This window comes from Paenibacillus sp. 1_12 (assembly GCF_900114475.1).
GTDB lineage: Bacteria > Bacillota > Bacilli > Paenibacillales > NBRC-103111 > Paenibacillus_S.
This window is the reverse complement of the sequence record NZ_FOTE01000011.1, coordinates 83,049-102,081: the sequence shown is the minus strand read 5'-3', so window position 1 is coordinate 102,081 and position 19,033 is coordinate 83,049. Positions and strand designations below refer to the sequence as shown.

General features: G+C 46.3%; 17 protein-coding genes. All 17 read right to left on the bottom strand.

The features are described from left to right. Window positions 1–111 precede the first annotated feature (111 nt). On the bottom strand, window positions 112–861 hold the full coding sequence (locus BM210_RS22645) for a WecB/TagA/CpsF family glycosyltransferase (RefSeq protein ID WP_371263523.1): 750 nt from the start codon (window positions 859–861) through the stop codon (window positions 112–114). Beyond that, window positions 858–1,997 carry a polysaccharide pyruvyl transferase CsaB gene (csaB, locus tag BM210_RS22640; protein WP_256223931.1) on the bottom strand — a complete coding sequence of 380 codons (1,140 nt, stop codon included), beginning with the start codon at window positions 1,995–1,997 and terminating at the stop codon, window positions 858–860. The genes BM210_RS22645 and csaB overlap by 4 nt, the downstream gene beginning before the upstream one ends. After that, complete coding sequence (locus BM210_RS22635; protein ID WP_371263522.1) at window positions 1,967–4,057, bottom strand: DUF5693 family protein; 2,091 nt, start codon at window positions 4,055–4,057, stop codon at window positions 1,967–1,969. The genes csaB and BM210_RS22635 overlap by 31 nt, the downstream gene beginning before the upstream one ends. Further along, the gene (locus BM210_RS22630) at window positions 4,047–5,750 is read right to left on the bottom strand and encodes a phospho-sugar mutase (protein WP_091173796.1); all 1,704 of its coding nucleotides are present in this window, start codon (window positions 5,748–5,750) and stop codon (window positions 4,047–4,049) included. The genes BM210_RS22635 and BM210_RS22630 overlap by 11 nt, the downstream gene beginning before the upstream one ends. An 11-nt stretch (window positions 5,751–5,761) precedes the next feature. Beyond that, window positions 5,762–6,199 carry a 3-hydroxyacyl-ACP dehydratase FabZ gene (fabZ, locus tag BM210_RS22625; protein ID WP_091173793.1) on the bottom strand — a complete coding sequence of 146 codons (438 nt, stop codon included), beginning with the start codon at window positions 6,197–6,199 and terminating at the stop codon, window positions 5,762–5,764. A gap of 174 nt (window positions 6,200–6,373) precedes the next feature. Continuing rightward, on the bottom strand, window positions 6,374–6,901 hold the full coding sequence (locus tag BM210_RS22620; RefSeq protein ID WP_091173791.1) for a CDP-alcohol phosphatidyltransferase family protein: 528 nt from the start codon (window positions 6,899–6,901) through the stop codon (window positions 6,374–6,376). Between the two features lie 108 nt (window positions 6,902–7,009). Further along, the gene (locus tag BM210_RS22615; RefSeq protein ID WP_091173789.1) at window positions 7,010–7,255 is read right to left on the bottom strand and encodes a DNA-directed RNA polymerase subunit beta; all 246 of its coding nucleotides are present in this window, start codon (window positions 7,253–7,255) and stop codon (window positions 7,010–7,012) included. 29 nt (window positions 7,256–7,284) lie between these two features. After that, window positions 7,285–8,148 (bottom strand): flagellar hook-basal body protein, encoded by an 864-nt coding sequence (locus BM210_RS22610; protein WP_091173787.1) that lies wholly within the window; start codon window positions 8,146–8,148, stop codon window positions 7,285–7,287. Between the two features lie 115 nt (window positions 8,149–8,263). Beyond that, window positions 8,264–9,163, bottom strand: coding sequence for a flagellar hook-basal body protein (locus BM210_RS22605; protein WP_091173784.1), 900 nt, complete (start codon window positions 9,161–9,163; stop codon window positions 8,264–8,266). A gap of 48 nt (window positions 9,164–9,211) precedes the next feature. Further along, on the bottom strand, window positions 9,212–10,210 hold the full coding sequence (locus BM210_RS22600; RefSeq protein WP_091173782.1) for a rod shape-determining protein: 999 nt from the start codon (window positions 10,208–10,210) through the stop codon (window positions 9,212–9,214). Window positions 10,211–10,400: 190 nt separating this feature from the next. Beyond that, complete coding sequence (gene spoIIID, locus BM210_RS22595; protein ID WP_091173779.1) at window positions 10,401–10,688, bottom strand: sporulation transcriptional regulator SpoIIID; 288 nt, start codon at window positions 10,686–10,688, stop codon at window positions 10,401–10,403. A gap of 170 nt (window positions 10,689–10,858) precedes the next feature. Next, window positions 10,859–11,596 carry a M23 family metallopeptidase gene (locus BM210_RS22590; protein WP_091173776.1) on the bottom strand — a complete coding sequence of 246 codons (738 nt, stop codon included), beginning with the start codon at window positions 11,594–11,596 and terminating at the stop codon, window positions 10,859–10,861. A 60-nt stretch (window positions 11,597–11,656) separates the two neighbouring features. Then, window positions 11,657–12,718, bottom strand: coding sequence for a stage II sporulation protein D (gene spoIID, locus BM210_RS22585; protein WP_256223929.1), 1,062 nt, complete (start codon window positions 12,716–12,718; stop codon window positions 11,657–11,659). Between the two features lie 166 nt (window positions 12,719–12,884). After that, window positions 12,885–14,207, bottom strand: a complete 1,323-nt coding sequence (gene murA, locus BM210_RS22580; RefSeq protein ID WP_091173771.1) for a UDP-N-acetylglucosamine 1-carboxyvinyltransferase — start codon at window positions 14,205–14,207, stop codon at window positions 12,885–12,887. Window positions 14,208–14,387: 180 nt separating this feature from the next. Further along, complete coding sequence (locus BM210_RS22575; RefSeq protein ID WP_091173769.1) at window positions 14,388–14,639, bottom strand: DUF1146 family protein; 252 nt, start codon at window positions 14,637–14,639, stop codon at window positions 14,388–14,390. A gap of 50 nt (window positions 14,640–14,689) precedes the next feature. Next, the gene (locus tag BM210_RS22570; protein ID WP_256223928.1) at window positions 14,690–17,224 is read right to left on the bottom strand and encodes a S8 family serine peptidase; all 2,535 of its coding nucleotides are present in this window, start codon (window positions 17,222–17,224) and stop codon (window positions 14,690–14,692) included. A gap of 328 nt (window positions 17,225–17,552) precedes the next feature. Next, a complete protein-coding gene (locus BM210_RS22565; RefSeq protein WP_091173967.1) occupies window positions 17,553–19,028 on the bottom strand; it encodes an NADH-quinone oxidoreductase subunit N in 1,476 nt (491 codons plus the stop codon). Window positions 19,029–19,033 lie beyond the last annotated feature (5 nt).

Sequence of the window (19,033 nt, the reverse complement as noted above, 5' to 3'; positions counted from 1 at the left end):
GCCCCTTTGTATCTATAAAAACCCCGAAAACAATTTAAATTATACTCCGTCCGGGCGCATATTACTACCTTCAATTTAAATGAAAGTCTTTTATTTTCGGTCTTATTTCCGCTATTTTCCAGAGGTTTGCACGTTTTTCTTTTCACGAATCACTTTCATTGCGAATTTCGGCAGCACAAGCATTCTCTTGTAACGCCATGGTTCTTGTAGGAGGCGATAAAACCACTCCAAGCGAAGCTTTTGAAAAATCCCAGGTGCCCGCTTCAGTTTACCCGACAGCACATCAAAGCTGCCGCCCACACCCATAATAACCGGAACCTGCAGCTGCTGCTTGTACTTCGCGATCCACGGCTCCTGCTTATCGGCAGATCGTCCTATCAATAGGATGTCCGGATCGTGCTCCCGAATATTCGCAATAACAGCAGCATCCTCATCATCACGAAAGTAACCATCGCGGTAGCCTACAAGCTGCAATGCAGGATACTGCCTTTTTAAACTGTCTGCAGCCGCTGCTATCATTTCCGGAGAAGCTCCCAGCAGATATACTTTCCAGCCTTTTGGCTCCCCGAGCTGCATCAGCCGATGCAGCAGGTCAAATCCGGTTACACGCTCAGCAACGGGATTCCCCACATAATTTGCAGCCCATACGATGCCTGCCCCATCCGGCACAACCAAATCGGCTGCTTGAAGCAGCTTTAGATAGGACACACTCTCCACAGCTGACATCACCATAATTGGATTGGCGGTAATAATTTGATGCGGCTTCCGGGATTCAATCATACGGGTAACCTGTTCAACCGTCTCATTCATGCCTAACTTGGAAAAGGGAACACCGAATATCGATACTTTAGGTATGGTCAATGAAGATTCCTTCCTTTACTGAAAAAGTAAGCAATCTGCAGCGCAGGGGTTTGTGCTTCATTTTTCAAAAGTTCTATGAGCGGCTGTTTTTTAGCCCTCCATTCCAATCGCTGCTGCAGCAGCTTGATCGCCGCCTCCGCTATGCCCACTCCAGTCTCATTGTCAATGGAGCTCGTATGAGCTACGGACTGCATATCCAACCGATTTAAAAATTGATCAATTTTGGGATCATAGGATATACCCAACAACGGTACTAGCTGTGACGCAGCGTAGATCAACGAATGCAGCCGCATGCCAATCAACAAATCGCAGCGGCCAACCTCGGCCAGCATCTGTTGGGGATGCGTAACTCCATGAGATATGGATATTCGTTCGTTGTATTGACCGTCCAATTGAGCTCTTATCATGTTGGAGGCCTCTTCATCCGAAGGCAGATGAAAAGGCAAAAAGCGAATTTGTGAATCGGTCTTCTCCAAAATCATGGTGATCGCCTCAGCAATGGCCTTTATCTCTGATCGATCCTGATTCCAGTACCGAACCGATATCCCTATAATAGGAGTATCCATTGACAGAGTCTCAATTATCCCATGCTCACCCGTGTTAAGCGGCATCCCCATTACCGGGTCTGGCACAACGATAATTTCGTTTTTGACCTTCATCTTTAACAGCAGCTGCTTAGATTCCACATCACGTACCGATACGAGACGGCAGCGGTTAAAAACAGAGCGTATCCATCCAAAAAACATGCCGCGATAAACCGGCCCGATTCCCTGAGAATAAATAAATGTCGGCTTTCCAAGCCACTGAGCTAATTTCAAAATTCCCAAATAGTACGGAATCGTCTTGGCTCCCGTAGCATCCTGCAGCAGGCTGCCGCCCCCACTAATCAAGCCATCGGCACTCCGAATAGCTCGAATCAATGCCCCCGGACTCATCCTGTGCACAGCCTCGACACCATAGGTTTGGCTTGTTTTGGCGGGATCAGCGGACAGCACCACAGGGATAATACGAATACCCTGATTGCGTCCCTGCTCCTCCAAAGCAAGCAAAATGGATTGCAATACCGCTTCATCCCCACTGTTATCGAAACCGTAGTACCCTGATATTACGATCTTTTTAACAGCAAGGGTGTCCAACGACGCCAACTCCTTATGACAATTTCCCAAACTGCGATATAACCGATGCCAATCAAAATGCCAAATGCTAATCCGTACACAATACGGACGGATGAAATGAGTAGCGGTGTGTGCAGGTGAGCAAAGGTATCGACAATCGATGCCTGACCTATAACCCCAATCAAGACGAGCAGCACAGCATTACGATATTTAAACGACAGATATGCGCCCAATATAAACAGGGGATGGGCAAATAAAAATTCCTTTAAGCGCGGGCGAATGCCCAATGTATTTTCCAAGAAGGAACGGAACAGCTTTTCAAAGGTTGAGGCTTGTCCCTCATTACCCGTCCGGGATAAATAATAAAATCCTACAGCAGCAATGACCGCCGCCCCGATAATCCATAATACACTTATATAGGAAGCGAGCAGCTGTTTTGCCTTATTCAGCTTATCTTTGTGAGAAAGACTGTCATTGAACAGCAGCCAGTAGAAAGCAATCGCTACAATCGGAAGCAAATGCAGCAGGCTAACGCCGCGGAATTGCTCCAACACAAGAGAATACGTAATTTGATTCAGTAGACCTACAATAAAGAAGATCCCAATGACGGAGATTGCCGATGTTCTCAGCAGCATCCAAATCGCATAACCCAACCGTGATCCCGTGCGTGATTGATACTTACCGCGAACAGACCTTACGGCCATAATCATGGCCACGATCGGCGCACATGTTCCCGCTCCTAAAGCGAGTCCCTGGGCGAATAAACTGGATGAGAGTACGAATAATCCGGCAGAACCGACCATTCCAATTAAAAATACGAACAGCGTCAATTCGGACACAAAATAAGAAACCGTCAGTGCAATTAAAGCCACGGCGCCAATCCAAAGCAGCAGCTTAGCTCCTGATTGCCAGTTGGAATGCACCAAAACAAATTTCCCTGCAGGCCCCATTACATAACCAGCTGCCTCAATACGCTTGATAGCTCCATCCTTACCCGTTAAGCTTTCATATATGGAATCAAGAGGATTCAGGATTTTACCCTTATCCAGATTTTTAACAGCACGCGCATTTAGAAAAATCATACGAATGTTGCGATCCTTGACAGCAAGCACGAACCGGTCGGATACAACTTGAATTCTATCATCCAATTCCGCTTCCGTCAGGTTTTCGGTTAATTTCTCGCCGTCTCGTTCTGTAAAGGAGTGAAGACGGACGACATCGTATTGAATCATTTTTGCCAAGCGATTAAAGCCCTTTTGCTGCGTCTTTTGCAGCTCGATGTTAGCCAGTCCGATTTGATACTTCTTCATGAGCTCAGCCATCGTGTCCAAATTACTGAGATTGGTGTCACTCACATAACCAGGTACGGTCTCTCCGTCGACAATGAAGCGGGTCACTCCGTACTTTTTCAAATTAGCTAGCAGCACATCCATCTGTTCCGCATTGAAAGGTCGGCGATTGGACATCCGAACGACGATATGAAAGCCTTGATCCTTCAATGCTTGCAGAGCAATCGGATCTGGATCCATCGTGACCAGTCCGGCTTCATCACGACTCATTTCTATAATAAGCCCATTTTGATTTTTGAAGGTCCACGGCCGAACCTTGGCATTCAGACTCCCAAATGCTTTGGTAATCAACATTTCCAGCTTGTCTTGTGATTCCTTTTCAGCAAATAAAATATAAGTAAAGTTCTCGTTAGGAGAGATCGGGCTTTGTGTTAACGCCGTCGCCTCATGTGATGAAAAAATTTCAATACGGCGGCTTAAGCGCAATTCATTCAGTGTCGCTTCATAAAGCGCCATCGAATGCACACCGCTCTTTTTCAATTCCTTCAGCTGTGTGTTCACAAATTGCCGCGGGTCCGTCTGCAAATCTGCTATTTCCAATATATCGCGGTAATCAAACACGAACTCAACCTTACGTCCCGAGCCTTCCTCGGTTTGTGATCTTTCAAATGCTACAGGAATGGAGGCCAGCATCCCGAGGATAACCAGCCACCACAGCCACTTCACGCTCTTTTTATTCCATTGTAAGTAACGCCCGATCAATACATTCACTCCTGCCGTATTATTGGTCAACTCGGCTCATCACGGCGTTTACTAATCCATGGATGGCTTCAGTGGCTGCTTCTGCGCTTGTTCCGCGGACAGCAAAATACACTTTTATTTTCGGTTCCGTTCCTGAAGGACGTAAGCAAAACCACGAATGATCAGCCAATGTATATTTCAGAACATTCTCAACAGGCAGGCCATACAACCCCTGAGAGAAGTCCTCTATTTTACTGACGGATTGGCCATTCACTTCCGTTGGTGGCTGATTACGCCAATTGTTCATGATGCCTTGAATTTGCTCAACGCCATCTTTACCTTTCAAGGTGCGGGACTCCAGCTTTTCAAGGAAAAAACCATGCCGTGCATAAAGCTCCTGAAGAACGTCGTATAACGTTTTTCCTTTGCTTTTGTAGTAGGCAGCTGCTTCACAAATCAACATCGAAGCCACAACTGCATCCTTATCCCTGGCATAATCACCAGCAAGGTAGCCATAGCTCTCTTCATACCCAAACAAAAAGGTCGATTCGCCGGACGTTTGGAACTGCGACATTTTTTCACCGATATATTTAAAACCGGTTAACGTATTAATGGTTTCGACTCCATAATGCTCAGCAACAGCGGCTCCCATCTCACTCGTCACAATCGTCTTGATGACGACACCGTTGTCAGGAAGCTCTCCACGCTTTTTCAAGCTGCTAAGCAGATAATCGACCATAATGGCACCGGACTGATTACCTGTCAGTACAAAATATTGACCCTTTTCATCCTTAACAACCGCACCCATCCGATCACAGTCGGGGTCTGTACCGATAATAATGTCGGCATCTATTTCTTTCGCTTTGCGAATAGCGAGAGTGAACGCTTCTTTTTCCTCAGGGTTTGGAGACTTCACCGTCGAAAATTTGGCATCGGGAAGCTCCTGCTCCGCTACAACAAATACTTGGCTAAAACCGATCGTTTTTAGAGCAGCTCGAACGGCCAGGTTTCCAGCACCATGCAGCGGCGTAAACACGACTTTAAACTGATTGCTGGTCCGCTTCACAACATCCCGATTAAGGCTCACAGAGGTGACAGCTTTTATATATTGTTCATCGATATCCTGGCCAATCCACTCCAATAGACCTTTAGCTTCCGCCGTTGTCCGCTTTTCACGTTTCACATCGGCAAATGATTGTACCTGCTGGATTGCTGCAATAACTTGCTCGGCTTGATCAGGAACAAGCTGCCCCCCATCGGAACCATACACTTTGTATCCATTGTATTCAGGTGGATTATGGCTCGCAGTGATCACGATACCAGCAGAAGCCTGCAAAACCCTTACAGCGAAGGAGAGCTCAGGCGTTGACCGCAACGATTCGAATACGTAGGCTTTAATATCATTACCTGCCAACACTTTAGCAGCTTCCAGAGCAAATTCCGGAGATTGATTGCGGGAATCGTAAGCAATAACGACAGATGGATTCTCAGCTCCCGAGGCGTTGACGAAGGCAGCCAGGCCTTGCGTTGCCCGTCCTACTGTATAACGATTGATCCGGTTCGTTCCAGCCCCAATGACACCCCGAAGCCCACCCGTTCCGAATTCGAGATCACGATAGAAGCGATCCTCGATTTCCTTCGGCTGCTCTTTAATTTGGTTGAGCTCTGCCTTTGTACTATCATCAATTGCCGGATCTGTTATCCATTGGTCATATAATTCTTGAACTCGATTATGTACCGTCATATCTCCATCTCCTATTCTTTGGCTGCATCTGATAATGCAAACATTAACCCACCCTCAGCTACAATCTTATCGCCTACCATGGCAACAGCCTTGCCTTTGCCGATAGAGCCTTTTAAACGTGTGATGGTAACCTCTAGCGTCAACGTATCCCCAGGAACCACCTGTCCGCGAAAACGAAACTCATCAATTCCCGCAAAAAAACCAAGCTTGCCTTTATTAGCTTCCAATGAAAGCATGGCAACGGTTCCGACCTGGGCGAGAGCCTCGACGATCAACACGCCCGGCATCACCGGATATGATGGAAAATGGCCCGCAAAAAACGGTTCATTGATCGTTACATTTTTGATTCCCTTGGCACTTACACCTGCTTCTACCTCTAATATACGATCTACTAACAAAAAGGGATATCGATGGGGTATTATCGCTTGAATTTGCACGGCATCTAACACAGTTTCATTGCTCCTCTCCAGGGTGTGGTATAAAATAAGCCTATTTAACTTACACTAACAGCATTCCTTCATGATCTGCAGTATTGAAGGTTGATATAAGGGAGCTTATGTATCGGTTTGCATGTATTCGGATTATGCTTACCCGTACATAAGCTCTTTTTAAATCATATAGCATTATTTACGTTCATAGATCGTTGGTTTATTAAGGCTGTAGAACTGAAAAATATAAATGATGGAGGTCACAAAAGAAACCATAATCACCAACCATAGATAAAGCTCAGCATAAGGCAACCTGAAAATAATGACCATAATGGCTATGTAGTATAAAACCGTTGTTAATTTGCCCATAACGTTAGCCGGTACGGTCTGCTTGCCGCGAAAGTGGAAAATGGCTGAGCCAATAATCATACCTGCCTCACGCACAAACATGGCAATAGCGGCTTCAAGGGAAATCATTCTGGAGCATACCAGTGATACAAGTACGGTAATCATCATCGATTTATCCGCAAGTGGGTCCAGCATGCTGCCAAGTGGGGTAACTAAATTGCGGCTCCGTGCTATGTAACCATCCAACACATCCGTCAAGCCAGCGACTAACAACACGAGAAAAGCTGTACGAATGTGCCCAGCTTCAAAGACCAGGATATACAGGGGGATTAGTAAAAAACGGCAGAGTGTTAACAGGTTCGGTAAGTTCCGCACGTAAATGATGCCCTCCCCCCACAAGTCGTTGATCCTTTCCATTTATTATACCGTTGTTGAAACAAAAATAAAACTCCCTGGCGAGGGAGTCTATAGTCAAGCTATTGTTTAAGTTTCGGCAAATACCAGATCGTACAAATGACGCCATGTTTCAATCTCATATACTTCGTCCATCGGTTGTTTACCGATATACACGTAGCCAATGACCAAACCAGCGCCAAGAGCAATCACACACAATAAAGGAATGCCGATCCATTGCAAAGCAAGAACAACCCAACGTCTTCGTTTCTTGCGCGCTTTCTTTTTGGGAGCCGGCGCTGGGACTGGAGCCTTTTCATCGTTTGCTTCCGCCATATTTACCAACCTCACTTCAAGGGTTCCTGCTAGCCGTTGCGCAAGTTATTCGCAATGCCCATCATCGTATCCGAAGAAGTAACGGCTCGGGAATTTAATTGGAATGCGCGTTGAACTTGAATCAAGTCTGTCATCTCTTCGGACAAAACCACATTGGATTGCTCCAGAAAGCCTTGTCTTACGGTAATCGGATCAATCGTATTATTAGTCCCGTCAACAGTTTGAAGAACATCCTGCTGATTCGCCAAACCTGTTGGCAAAGTAAACAAGTTATCCCCCAGTTGCTGGAGCAGCTGTGGACGAATGACACGCACGAGCTTAATTTGAGCTACTTCAATAGGTGGCGCTGTTTTATCAGCATCATCATAGGCCATAATTCTGCCGTCTTCTTGAATACTCACGCGATGATTGGTTGGAACCTGAACCGGCTGGTCATCCGCACCCATTACATAATGCCCATCCTTTGTAGTTAACGACAACGTATTGGGGTCGCCAGATGGCGTCAACTCAAACGATCCATTACGAGTCCATGCCGTCTGTGGAATCAAGGTGTTGTTGGCATCTCTCACAAAAGTATTGATTTCATACATACCATTACCTTCAATCGCTGTATCCAAAGGGTTGTCTGTGGACTTCAAGGAGCCTTGCAGCATTGTCATCTGGGCTTGAACGAGCCGTGAGCCCCAGCCTTGGTTATAACCAAGGGGTGAAAGTCTGCCGTCTTGTTGAAAGCTCTTTGGCTGCTGCTTCAAGCTGGTTAACACATCCTGAAAGGAGGCTTCCTTACGCTTGTAGCCGGTTGTATTGACATTCGCAATATTGTTAGCCAGCATGTCCAGCTTTTGCTGAAGTCCATGCATGGTCACGGATGAATTGATCATGGAGTTGTTCATCTTGTTTCCTCCTGCCGGCACCGCACTTCGAACCTGATTACAGGATTCGATGCCGAATATGCTTTCTGCGAAGCTGCGTGATCAAAGGGGACTTTTAAAACCTCATATTAGACAATTACACACGACCGACGTCATTAACTGCCTTGTCCATACTTCGATCATAAAATTGAACAACTTTTTGATTCGCTTCATAAGCGCGTGAGGCCGCCATCATATCTACCATCGATTGACTTGCATCCACATTAGAACGCTCTACGAATCCTTGACGAACTTCTACCTGATCTTCCGGATTAATTGCTCTGGCTAGACCTTCACTTCCTGCATTGAGGCGATACAAGCCGTTACCTTCACGTACCAGTTGGTTCGGGTCCTCTACGCGGCTGATAAGCAAAGTCAACGGCTGATTATTTGCATTTTGCAGAAGAAGTCCATCTGAACTCGTGAACTGTCCAAGCTTTGTAATGCGAAAATTGGTTACAGGCGTTTGAGTGGCAGGATCCAACAGCAGTACGGGCTGCCCGTCCCCACCCAAGACCCGATAACCATCAGGGGTAATGAGCTGGCCGGTTCCATCTACAGACAACTTCCCATTTAATGAATAACGCTGCTCTCCACTATCGTTAACGATTGTAAAGAAGGCCTGCGGCTGAATCGTCCGCTGTCCGTTGGCATCCACATATTTACCTGATGCATCAAAGGTTGCCCCTGGCAGTTGAATATTCGAAATCAATGCAAAGTCAAAAGGATTGTTCGTTTCCTGCATATCACCTTGTGTATGGACGGCAATATTCTCCTCCGCCATCACGCCTGTATTCAGCCGACCGACAGGCACTGCCCCTGGTTCGCCCTTGCCATTATTGATACGAGAAATCAACATTTCAGGGAATGAACGATTAATTCCGTATCCCTGTTTAAAGCCTGGCGTGTTGATGTTCGCGATATTATTGGTCACAATATCATGCTTCCGCTGCTGCGAGATCATGGCAGATGCAGCGGTGTACAGTCCTCTTAACATCGAGGCTCCCCCTTATAGGCTGGCGATTTGGTTTGATGGTGATCCCAATTAAAACTTGCGCTTAACTACTTTATCCAGGTTGTCCAACATAATACCTGTCCCTTTTACGACGCAATGCATAGGATCCTCAGCAACCAGCACAGGTACCTTCAGCTCGTCCGCCAACAATTGATCGATACCATGCAGCAAGGCACCGCCGCCTGTCAGGATCACGCCGCGATCGATAATATCGGCTGATAGCTCTGGAGGCGTTCGCTCTAATACACTTTTGGCTGCAGCAACAATCGAAGAAACTGGATCCCACAGAGCTTCGTAAATCTCTTCCGAGTTAATCGTGATGGTCAATGGCAATCCACTCACCATATCTCTTCCACGAATGTCCATGGATTCCCGCCGTCCGCTTGGATATACGGTACCTATTCTAATTTTGATATCCTCCGAAGTGCGTTCACCAATCAAAAGCTTATATTTGCTCTTCACATACTTCATAATCGTCGAGTCAAACATATCTCCTGCTACTTTCACGGAAGAAGAGGTAACAATGTCTCCCATCGATAAGACCGCTACATCCGTAGTTCCGCCGCCAATATCGACAACCATGTTGCCGCTCGGTTGGAAAATATCCATACCTGCGCCAATAGCAGCAGCCTTTGGCTCCTCCTCTAAAAACACTTCACGAGCCCCACTCCGCTCTGCGGCTTCACGAATCGCTTTTTGCTCTACAGACGTAATATTCGTAGGGGCGCAAATAAGGATTCTAGGATGACTGAACCATTTTTTGCCCCCTACTTTATTAATAAAATGCTTCAACATCATTTCTGTAATTTCAAAATCGGCAATAACGCCGTCCCTAAGCGGGCGAATGGCGATAATGTTCCCCGGTGTACGTCCCACCATGCGGAATGCTTCTTCACCAACAGCCAGCACCCGCTTCGTATCGCTTTCTATAGCGACGACAGACGGCTCATCCAGCACAACTCCGCGTCCCTTCACATGAATAAGGACGTTCGCTGTCCCTAGATCGATGCCAATATCCTTGCTTAACATTGAAAAGTTCCTCCCTAAACAAAACCGTCCATCCTCGAAAAGAAGCGGTAATCCTATTATAACCGTTATCTCAACTAATTTCGCTATTAAATTGCAAATTCCTCTTTTTTTATATCAATTTTATCGACAAAACCTGCTTCTTTTGTTAGATGTGTTTTCGGGAGGTTTTTCATCACTACAAGCTCCCTGCTTATTTGGCCGTTACAAGCTTTTCGTGCGATTTCGGGTTGCGGGTTTTGCGATATTTAATTTTGGTGGCTTCTCCTCCCCGCAGGTGACGAATCGACTTGTGGTACTCCAAAATGTGCTTTACCTGATTAGCCAAATCGGGATTAATTTCTGGCAAACGCTCTGTCAGGTCCTTGTGCACCGTGCTTTTTGAAACACCAAATTCCTTAGCAATGGTGCGAACCGTGTGCTTCGTTTCCACAAGGCAACGTCCGATTTTAATGGTTCGCTCTTTGATGTAATCGTGCACTCCCCTCGCCTCCCTACTCGAGTCAGTTTGGTACATTATATGAGGGGAGCTAGCTTATATTCTCTGTTTCCATGCGTGACAAGCTTAATATGACCATTATTTTCAAAAACATCGCTAAAAATAAAAAAAGAGCGCAAATGCGCTCCAAAATACATTCATTTATGCTGTGATTAATGCTCGCTAAAGAAGGGATCCGGATTCACAGCAGGGCCACCTTGACCTTGTCGAACTTCAAAGTGTAGATGTACACCTTGATCCTTTTCCAATTCGTTGCGGCCTGCCTTGGCAATGACATCGCCTTTTTTAACATCAGCATCCTTGACGACTTTTGTCTCGCTTAAGCTTTGGTATACGGTCACAAGACCATTGTTATGCGTAATTTCAACCAGATTGCCGACGATTGGATTTTTCTCAACTGCCGTTACCTTGCCGCTCATGGCTGCAACTACATCAAATGACTGATTGTCGGGCTTAGCAAAATCCATACCCATGTGTGGAGTAAACGTATCTCCATACTCTACCATAGCAGCCTGACGCACTTCGCTAGAAGCCTTACTGTCAAAGAAAGAGAGTGTTACTTCCAACTCGCCTACTTCTTTAAAAGGCCTCTGCATCGTTTCTGTGGCTACGTTAACTGGCAATGTTTCAGGTTTCATTACGTTTTCGGTTACCGTCGATTTGGCTATATCCTGCCCGACTCCGAATTCGCCTTTGAGAACCGATTTACCAGCGTCCTGATATACCCACATTAACGTTAAGATAATTGCCGCCGCTGCCATGTAGGTTGCTGGAAATACCCATTTTTTGGACAACAATCTTTTCCACGAAAATGCTGCATTGCCTTGCGCTCCCGCGTTTGATTTAGGAGCTTCTTGCTTGGTCTGTAAATCTCTTTTTTGATCACTCATAGACTATCACCTCGCTAACCATTGTTGCCACGGTTGCGAGTTTTATACGCGAGATTACTATTATTTTTTCAAATTATTTCCTTTTACAAAATTCACTGCTTCGCCCAGCTCAATTCCGGTATAAAAGTATTTGACGATTTCCTCCGATCGACGCCCCTCAAGTGCCATCCCTTGGGCTCCCCATTGACTCATGCCCACTCCATGTCCATAGCCAAAAGTCGTGATCTGCAAGCGATCGCCTTGCCAGTTCCACTGGAATTGGGAGGAATTCAGTCCAAGCTTCTCGCGCACTTCACGCCCGCTAAAAGCCTTACCTGCAATCCTCAGCTTCTTGATCCGATGCCCTTGGGACAGCTCTATTATCTGTAAACCGCTACCGCTGCCAGTAGAAACGGAGAGCGAGCTGCTGAGGCCAAGTTTACTTCGCAGGGCAGATGCCGATAGCTCAACGGTTTCTTTGAAACGTGGTGAGAGAGTACGGTCCCACGGACTTGGTACACTGCGCAAATAGGGAATATACGTATTCCAATAGTCTTCCGAATTTTCCGTATACCCATTGCTAGTAGAGAAAAAGTTAGCTTCAATCGGCTTCCCATCGTAGGTTAAAATAATTCCCTCTGTTTCCCGGATGGCCTGGTCCAGCTTGTCCGAATTCATCTCATACATGGAGCCCCAGCGTGCCTTAAGTTCAAGATCACTTACATAAACCTGATGGTTGATCGTATCGGTCACTAAAGCTTCACTTGGTGGCACATTGCTCATGTCCTGTTCTACCTGTTTACGGATAATATAGGTGCGAGCAGCCATCGCCTGGGCTTTTAGAGCCTCTAATTCGAACTCAATGGGCATTTCTGCGGCCAAAACACCTCGTACATATGTCTCTAGCGGCAGGGACTCTACCTTTTTTTCCTTTGTTAGATAGACGGGGACGTACAACAATGACCCTTGAACACGGGCCGATGAAAGGGATGGATCGGATTCGGCCGTCCTATTAGCGGTTATTGGGGATGGCATTGAAACAGGCGCACTCTGTTTCCATATCAATGAAGGTGCCGCTATGAGTACTGCAACAAAGCTGGACAAACACAGGAGCGCCAAGCGAATTGCTTTCTTTGAGTCCAAAGCCTGTCCCTCCATCTTCTGTCAGCTCCAAGATCACTTAGCCTGAAACTATGCTTAGTCATCTCATTGTATGAATCAAAAAGATAGAATAGAACATGCCCCATGCAAAGAGAAGACCCTTTCCTGAACCGGAAAGAGTCTTCTCTTTGTAGATATAATTATGCGGTTAAGCGAGAATTGGACTGACTGAGAACAGCTGCATTTCTTCTTCTTCCTCTACAGGAACAGCTTTATGTGACAAGCATTGAATATCAGCGCCAAGCTGCTGCAGCTTGTAGGCTATATCCACGTAACCCCGATCAATATGATGAATTCCTGTAACTTCCGTTTCACCGTCAGCGGCAAGCGCTGCCAGAATCAAAGCAGCTCCAGCACGCAGGTCTGTAGCACAAACCTTGGCTCCCTTAAGCCTATTTCCACCACTAATCACAGCAGTTCGTCCATCCACCTTAATTTGAGCGTTCATGTTAACTAACTGCTCCACATGCATGAAACGATTTTCAAACACGGTCTCAGTCACTATTGCCGTACCATCAGCCGTCAGCAGCAAGGCCATCATCTGAGACTGCATGTCGGTGGGAAACCCCGGATAAGGCAATGTTTTCACATCAACGGCTCGTAGCGGCTTATCGGTAAACACACGTAAACCGTTCTCGTCCTCCTCAATCTGGACTCCCATTTCTTGCAGCTTGGAGATGATGGGACGTAAATGGTCAGCAATGGCGCCTTCAATAAACAAATCGCTTCGTGTGATAGCCGCTGCGACCATATATGTACCCGCTTCAATCCGATCCGGTATTACCGTATGTACAGCGCCTCTAAGCTTATCTACGCCATCAATCCGAATCAATCCGGTACCGGCACCACGAATCGTAGCACCCATCGCATTTAAATAATTAGCCAAATCTACGATTTCCGGTTCCTTGGCCGCATTCTCGATCGTTGTCGTCCCTTCAGCCAAGGTTGCAGCCATCATAATATTTTCGGTGGCTCCCACGCTAGCTACGTCCAAATAAATTTTGGCGCCTTTCAGTCTTCCTTGAACCCTGGCTTCAATGTAGCCTTGACCCAGCTCAATTTCGGCCCCCATAGCTTCAAAACCTTTTAAATGCTGATCAATGGGACGTGTGCCAATCGCGCAGCCGCCAGGAAGCGAAATTCTCGCCTGTCCCATACGGGTTAATAATGGACCCATGACCAAAAATGAAGCCCTCATTTTACGGACCAGTTCATAAGATGCTTCACAAGTACGAATATTTCGTGCATTAATACGTATCGTTTCGTTATGATATTCGACTTCAATCCCGATACTTTCCAGAACGCTATTAATCACAATAACGTCATCTAGAGGAGGCGCATCATGGATAACACTGTCTCCCTCTATACCCAGAATTGAGGCTGCGATAATCGGCAGGACGGCATTTTTAGCCCCATGTATTCTGACTCTACCTGACAATCGTCGGCCGCCGCGGACAATAATTTTGTTCATCATGGTCCCCCTCTGCGCTGTTTTCTATGCAAGCTTTGTTAAGTTTAGCATTGAACCTGCAGCGTGTAAATTTGATTTATCTATCTGATGTGTAAGATAGGATTCGAAACCAACTGAAAATTTTAGGTCACTATACTAACCATTGTTGACAAAATCCACCCTGTTTATGCGGAATTCGACTCAAAACATACCCGGAATCCAGGTAGACCAGTGAAAATAATCAATGATAAATTTGGCAACTTGATAGCCCAAAGCGATGGAAAGCAATATTTGCAGCAGCTTGGCCTGCATGCCTCTCGGCCTTTTCAATATTCGTTCCAGCTGCAGCTCCTGCAGCGCCCACCAGGAGAACCCGATGCAGATCAAAGCCATACAAATGTTCAGCATACCGTTCATACCCAGTGAAGAATTCATTTGTTCCACGTAATCCATGTGAAGACTCCTTTATTAAAATCTCGAATAATTCTTCTGTTCCGAGCGGGTTACCGCAGGATATGAGTCAGCATGGTGATGAATTCTGCCCGTGTGGCTTGTTGATCCGGACGGAAGGAGCCATTAGCGTAACCGCCAATCCATCCTCCTGCCTTCATTTGTCTCAAAATACCGACACCCCAATATTGTTCATCCACATCCGTGAAAGGAACCGCTCCACGTTGATTTCCTGTTATATTCATGCTTCGTGCCATCATAGAGGTCATTTCCATACGGCTGATCGGTTGATCCGGCGCAAACGAGCGGTCGGGATAACCATCAATAATTCCACGTCCTGCAGCCCGAGCAATCCATTCATATGCCCAGTGATTGGGCAAAAGATCCGTGTAGGCAATAGCCTTAGACTGCGTTAGCTGAAAGGCACGACCCAATATAGCCGTTGCTTCAGCGCGTGTTATCGTCTGATCAGGTCGAAATGTAAAATTATCATAACCATTAACGATTTGTTTGGTGCTCATAGAAAGAATCGCATCCTGCGCCCAATGCCCACGAATGTCAGAAAATCCTCCTGTCAGCGGCTTGGCACTCACCATGAATTGATACAGACTGCGGTCAAACGGTTGGTTCGCATTTAATTTCACATAGTAGGTTCCTGCTGACAACCGCTGCGCTGTTCGTATTTCAAGAGCTCCACCTGTATTATACACAGGCTTCAAAGCCCCATCAAATAGAGATAAGAACATCGTAACGCCATCCGGAATATCCGTGAGCTCTATCTCCGCCATGCTCTCCTCATCCAGCTTGAATTGAAACCAATCGAGATCATCCATTTTATCGATTAAACCATAATAGACTGTGCCTAAGGACACCGTTGTTGCCTGATAAGATCGATTGTTAGGCTCATTCGGATCCATTTGCTTGACATCATAGTTAATTTTCAGCGTGTACTCGCCGGCTATCGGAAATGCGTAGTCCTTCACATTCGTAATTCGGATATAATAGCTTCCTGGAAACACCTGAGGGATCACTAATGATTCCGACCCGCCATCTTCGTTCTCGTCTATGGTATAAGCCTTTTCGCCTTGCTTTTGTACAAACAACACCAGATCCATTCTTGCGGTATCCGTGCTGACCTCAATACTCAAACTACCCGACTGCTCTACAGGAAACTCAAACCAGTCTTGATCCTCATTTTGATGAAAGGTACCGGTCAAACTTTGGCTTTTGGAAGGCAGCACATATGCTTTGTACTGTCGGTCATTATCCTCGAATTGATCACGATAAATCTGAAATGCTGTCGTGAGCTTGTAAGGAACCTCCTGCTTCCAGTTGCGATTTGTCAACTGAAGCATCACATAGCTGCGGCCTTTTTTCACTTGCAGAACGACTGGGATGCCCGGACTTGCCGTTACACTTGTAAAGGCGCCTGTAACATCCGTATGCTGAACAGCAATCTGCTGTTCGGCGGCTAAATCAAACGTCAGTTGAACAGTCCCATCATAGGGAGCATCAAAGTAAACCCAATCCGGATCGGAACCGCCAGCAAAGGAAGCACTTATCATCTTACTGACGGAAATCGATTTAGCCTGATCCTTGCGATTATTGGGCTCATACATATCCAGCAGCGGGGTTTCATTAACAGCACGGTCCGCACGCAGAAGACCGTAGCCTGTCGATGCATTCCATCCAGGTGATCCCAAGTTTTCTGCCGTCTGCCTAAGCAGCTGACGAATTTGATAAGCTTTTAGCTCAGGGTGCCGGCTCCAGGCTAAGGCGGCGACAGCTGCTGCTTGAGGCGCAGCCATCGATGTACCGTCCTTGTACTCATAAGAACCCCCAAGAGCAGTCGTAAACACATCCCAAGGGGCAACCAGGTCAATCTCCATTCCTTTGTTGGACCGTGGATCCGCTACTCGCTCTGCTGTCATACCCCCAACAGCCAACACGGTAGAGTAGGCAGCCGGATATTTGACGCTGTTGCCTTCATTCCCCGTTGCTGCTACGAGCAGTACATCGTGTTCCTCCGCATATTTTACGGTTTCGCTCATGAGGGTGGAATACTTATTTAAACCGAGAGATAACACGACAATCTTGGCGCCATGATCAACTGCGTAACGAATCCCCTCAGCAAGTTTGGCCTCGCCGCCTGAACCATCAGACTCCAACGCTTTAATCGGCATAATATGAGCTTTCCATAAAATCCCTGTAATTCCCATGTCATTATTTCCTGCCGCAGCGACTACCCCTGCAACATTTGTGCCATGACCATTATCATCCTGCGGCGTTCGTTTACTATTAATCAGATTGACTCCAGGAACAAGGTTGGACACCAGGTCAGGATGATTTAAATCAACACCTGTATCGACAATAGCGATCGTAAGGGCAGTGTTCTCCTTTACCGTGTCCCAAGCTTCCTCAGCGTGAATTTGTTTTAAATAGGTTTGCTTCCCCGCTAAAGGATCATCTCCGCTAGCAGCGATAGTGACGTCTTGCTCTTCTCCATAAACAATACCCGATAATAAGATGAACAGAGCAACTCCAATCATACAATGCAGGAGCTTAGCGATGACTTGTTTAAGAAACATATCCTTGGTTCCTTTTCCTTCATTGTAGTGTAGCTTTGTTGTATTCGATAGTGAGATATGAATTACCTGCCTTGAATGAAGAAAAAGGGTTAGCAAATAGTGGAGGTTTTATGAACATTACATGCAGGTATTTACCCAAGAGATTCATTCAACAAACAGGTAGGCTTCAATTATCTTTAAAGCAGCTATAAATTTGCCGCATGATAACCGATGTCTCCGCTTTTGCATAAATAACCCCCCCTTGCAGTTGTTGGTTTATACGCCAAAAAAAAGCCCGGCAGTGCGCATACCGCGCAGCTGCCGAGCTTGAACACCTTACCAAACAAAACTAACCGAAGAACAGCAAATCCTGAGAAATCGAAAATATTCGTTCAATCCAGCTCAGCACCCACTGCGGCACTATCCCAAGAACTATACTGGCTGCAACACACAGCCACAGTGTAATGCCAAGCGGCCAAGTCACTACCACATCTCGTGATTCCATATCACTGCGCATGAACATTTGACGGATCAATCCAAAGTAGTAGTAATAAGAGACTACACTTGTACCGATCATCACCGCAGCCAGCCAATAATTCTGTGTTTGCAATGTTCCGAGTAAAATGTACAGCTTCCCGAAGAATCCACCCGATATAGGCAGACCTGCCAGACTCAGCACTAAAAATACAGTTCCCACTGCGGTCGCTGGTGCCCTGTAGTACAAACCGGCAAGCCCGCTTGTTGTCTCATCACCTGTAGAATGCTCGATAATCATCACAACAGCAAAGATTCCGATATTCATAAACAGGTAGGCAATCAAGTAAAAGGTGAACTCCGAAAAATTAGAGTAATGGACCATCGAGAAGTAAGTTGCCAGCGGTACCAGTAGGTAACCTGAATTAGCAACGCCTGAATAGGCGAGCAATCGCTTCATATTTGTTTGACGAAGTGCTGTGAAATTACCCATGATCATGGCAAGCGCTGCAACCACCATCAACGATAGCAGCATATCTCCATGAATGGGCAATTGATTCAACGGCCCTACTACAAAAATCCCATACATGACGCGGAAGGTGATCGCAAAAGCAGCAGCTTTTGACACGACAGCTAGAAAAGCCGTAACAGGCGTTGCTGCTCCTTGATACACATCAGGAGCCCACATATGAAACGGTGCTGCTGCGATTTTGAAACCAAAGCCCGCCAGCAGCAGGAAAAACGAAACATAGATCAAGGGCAGCAGGTCCGCTGCATTTTGACCGATGGCACTATTAATTTCAGCAATATTAGTCGATCCGGACATCCCGTATAAAAAGGACATCCCGTATAAAATAATGGCTGAGGAGATTCCGCCAAGCACCATATACTTAAAAGCGCCCTCGTTGGCTCGCACATCCTTTTTGCGCATCGCCACCAAAATATATGAGGTAATGCTCAGCAGCTCAAGACCTACAAATAGTGTAATCAGGTCCCCTGAGGAGGCCATGATCATACCACCTAATGTTGCCGGAAGCAGCAAATAGAAAAACTCGCCGATATGAGGAATTTCACGCTCTTTGATGAGGCCGATACTCATAAAGGTAACGAAGCCCGCTCCAGTCAGTAGGATCAGCTTAATAATATTGGCGAAATCATCGATTCGATAACTGAAGCCAAGCAGCTGCTTCGTTTCAGCAGGCTGGAGATAACTAATCACAAATCCTATAGAAATGATGAGGCTCGCCAAGGATAACCAGCCAAGCAGTGTACGATTGATTCGTTTAGGCAGCACCAGATCTAGCAACGATAATACCACCGCAGCAATGACCAGAGTCAACTCCGGTGCCATGTATC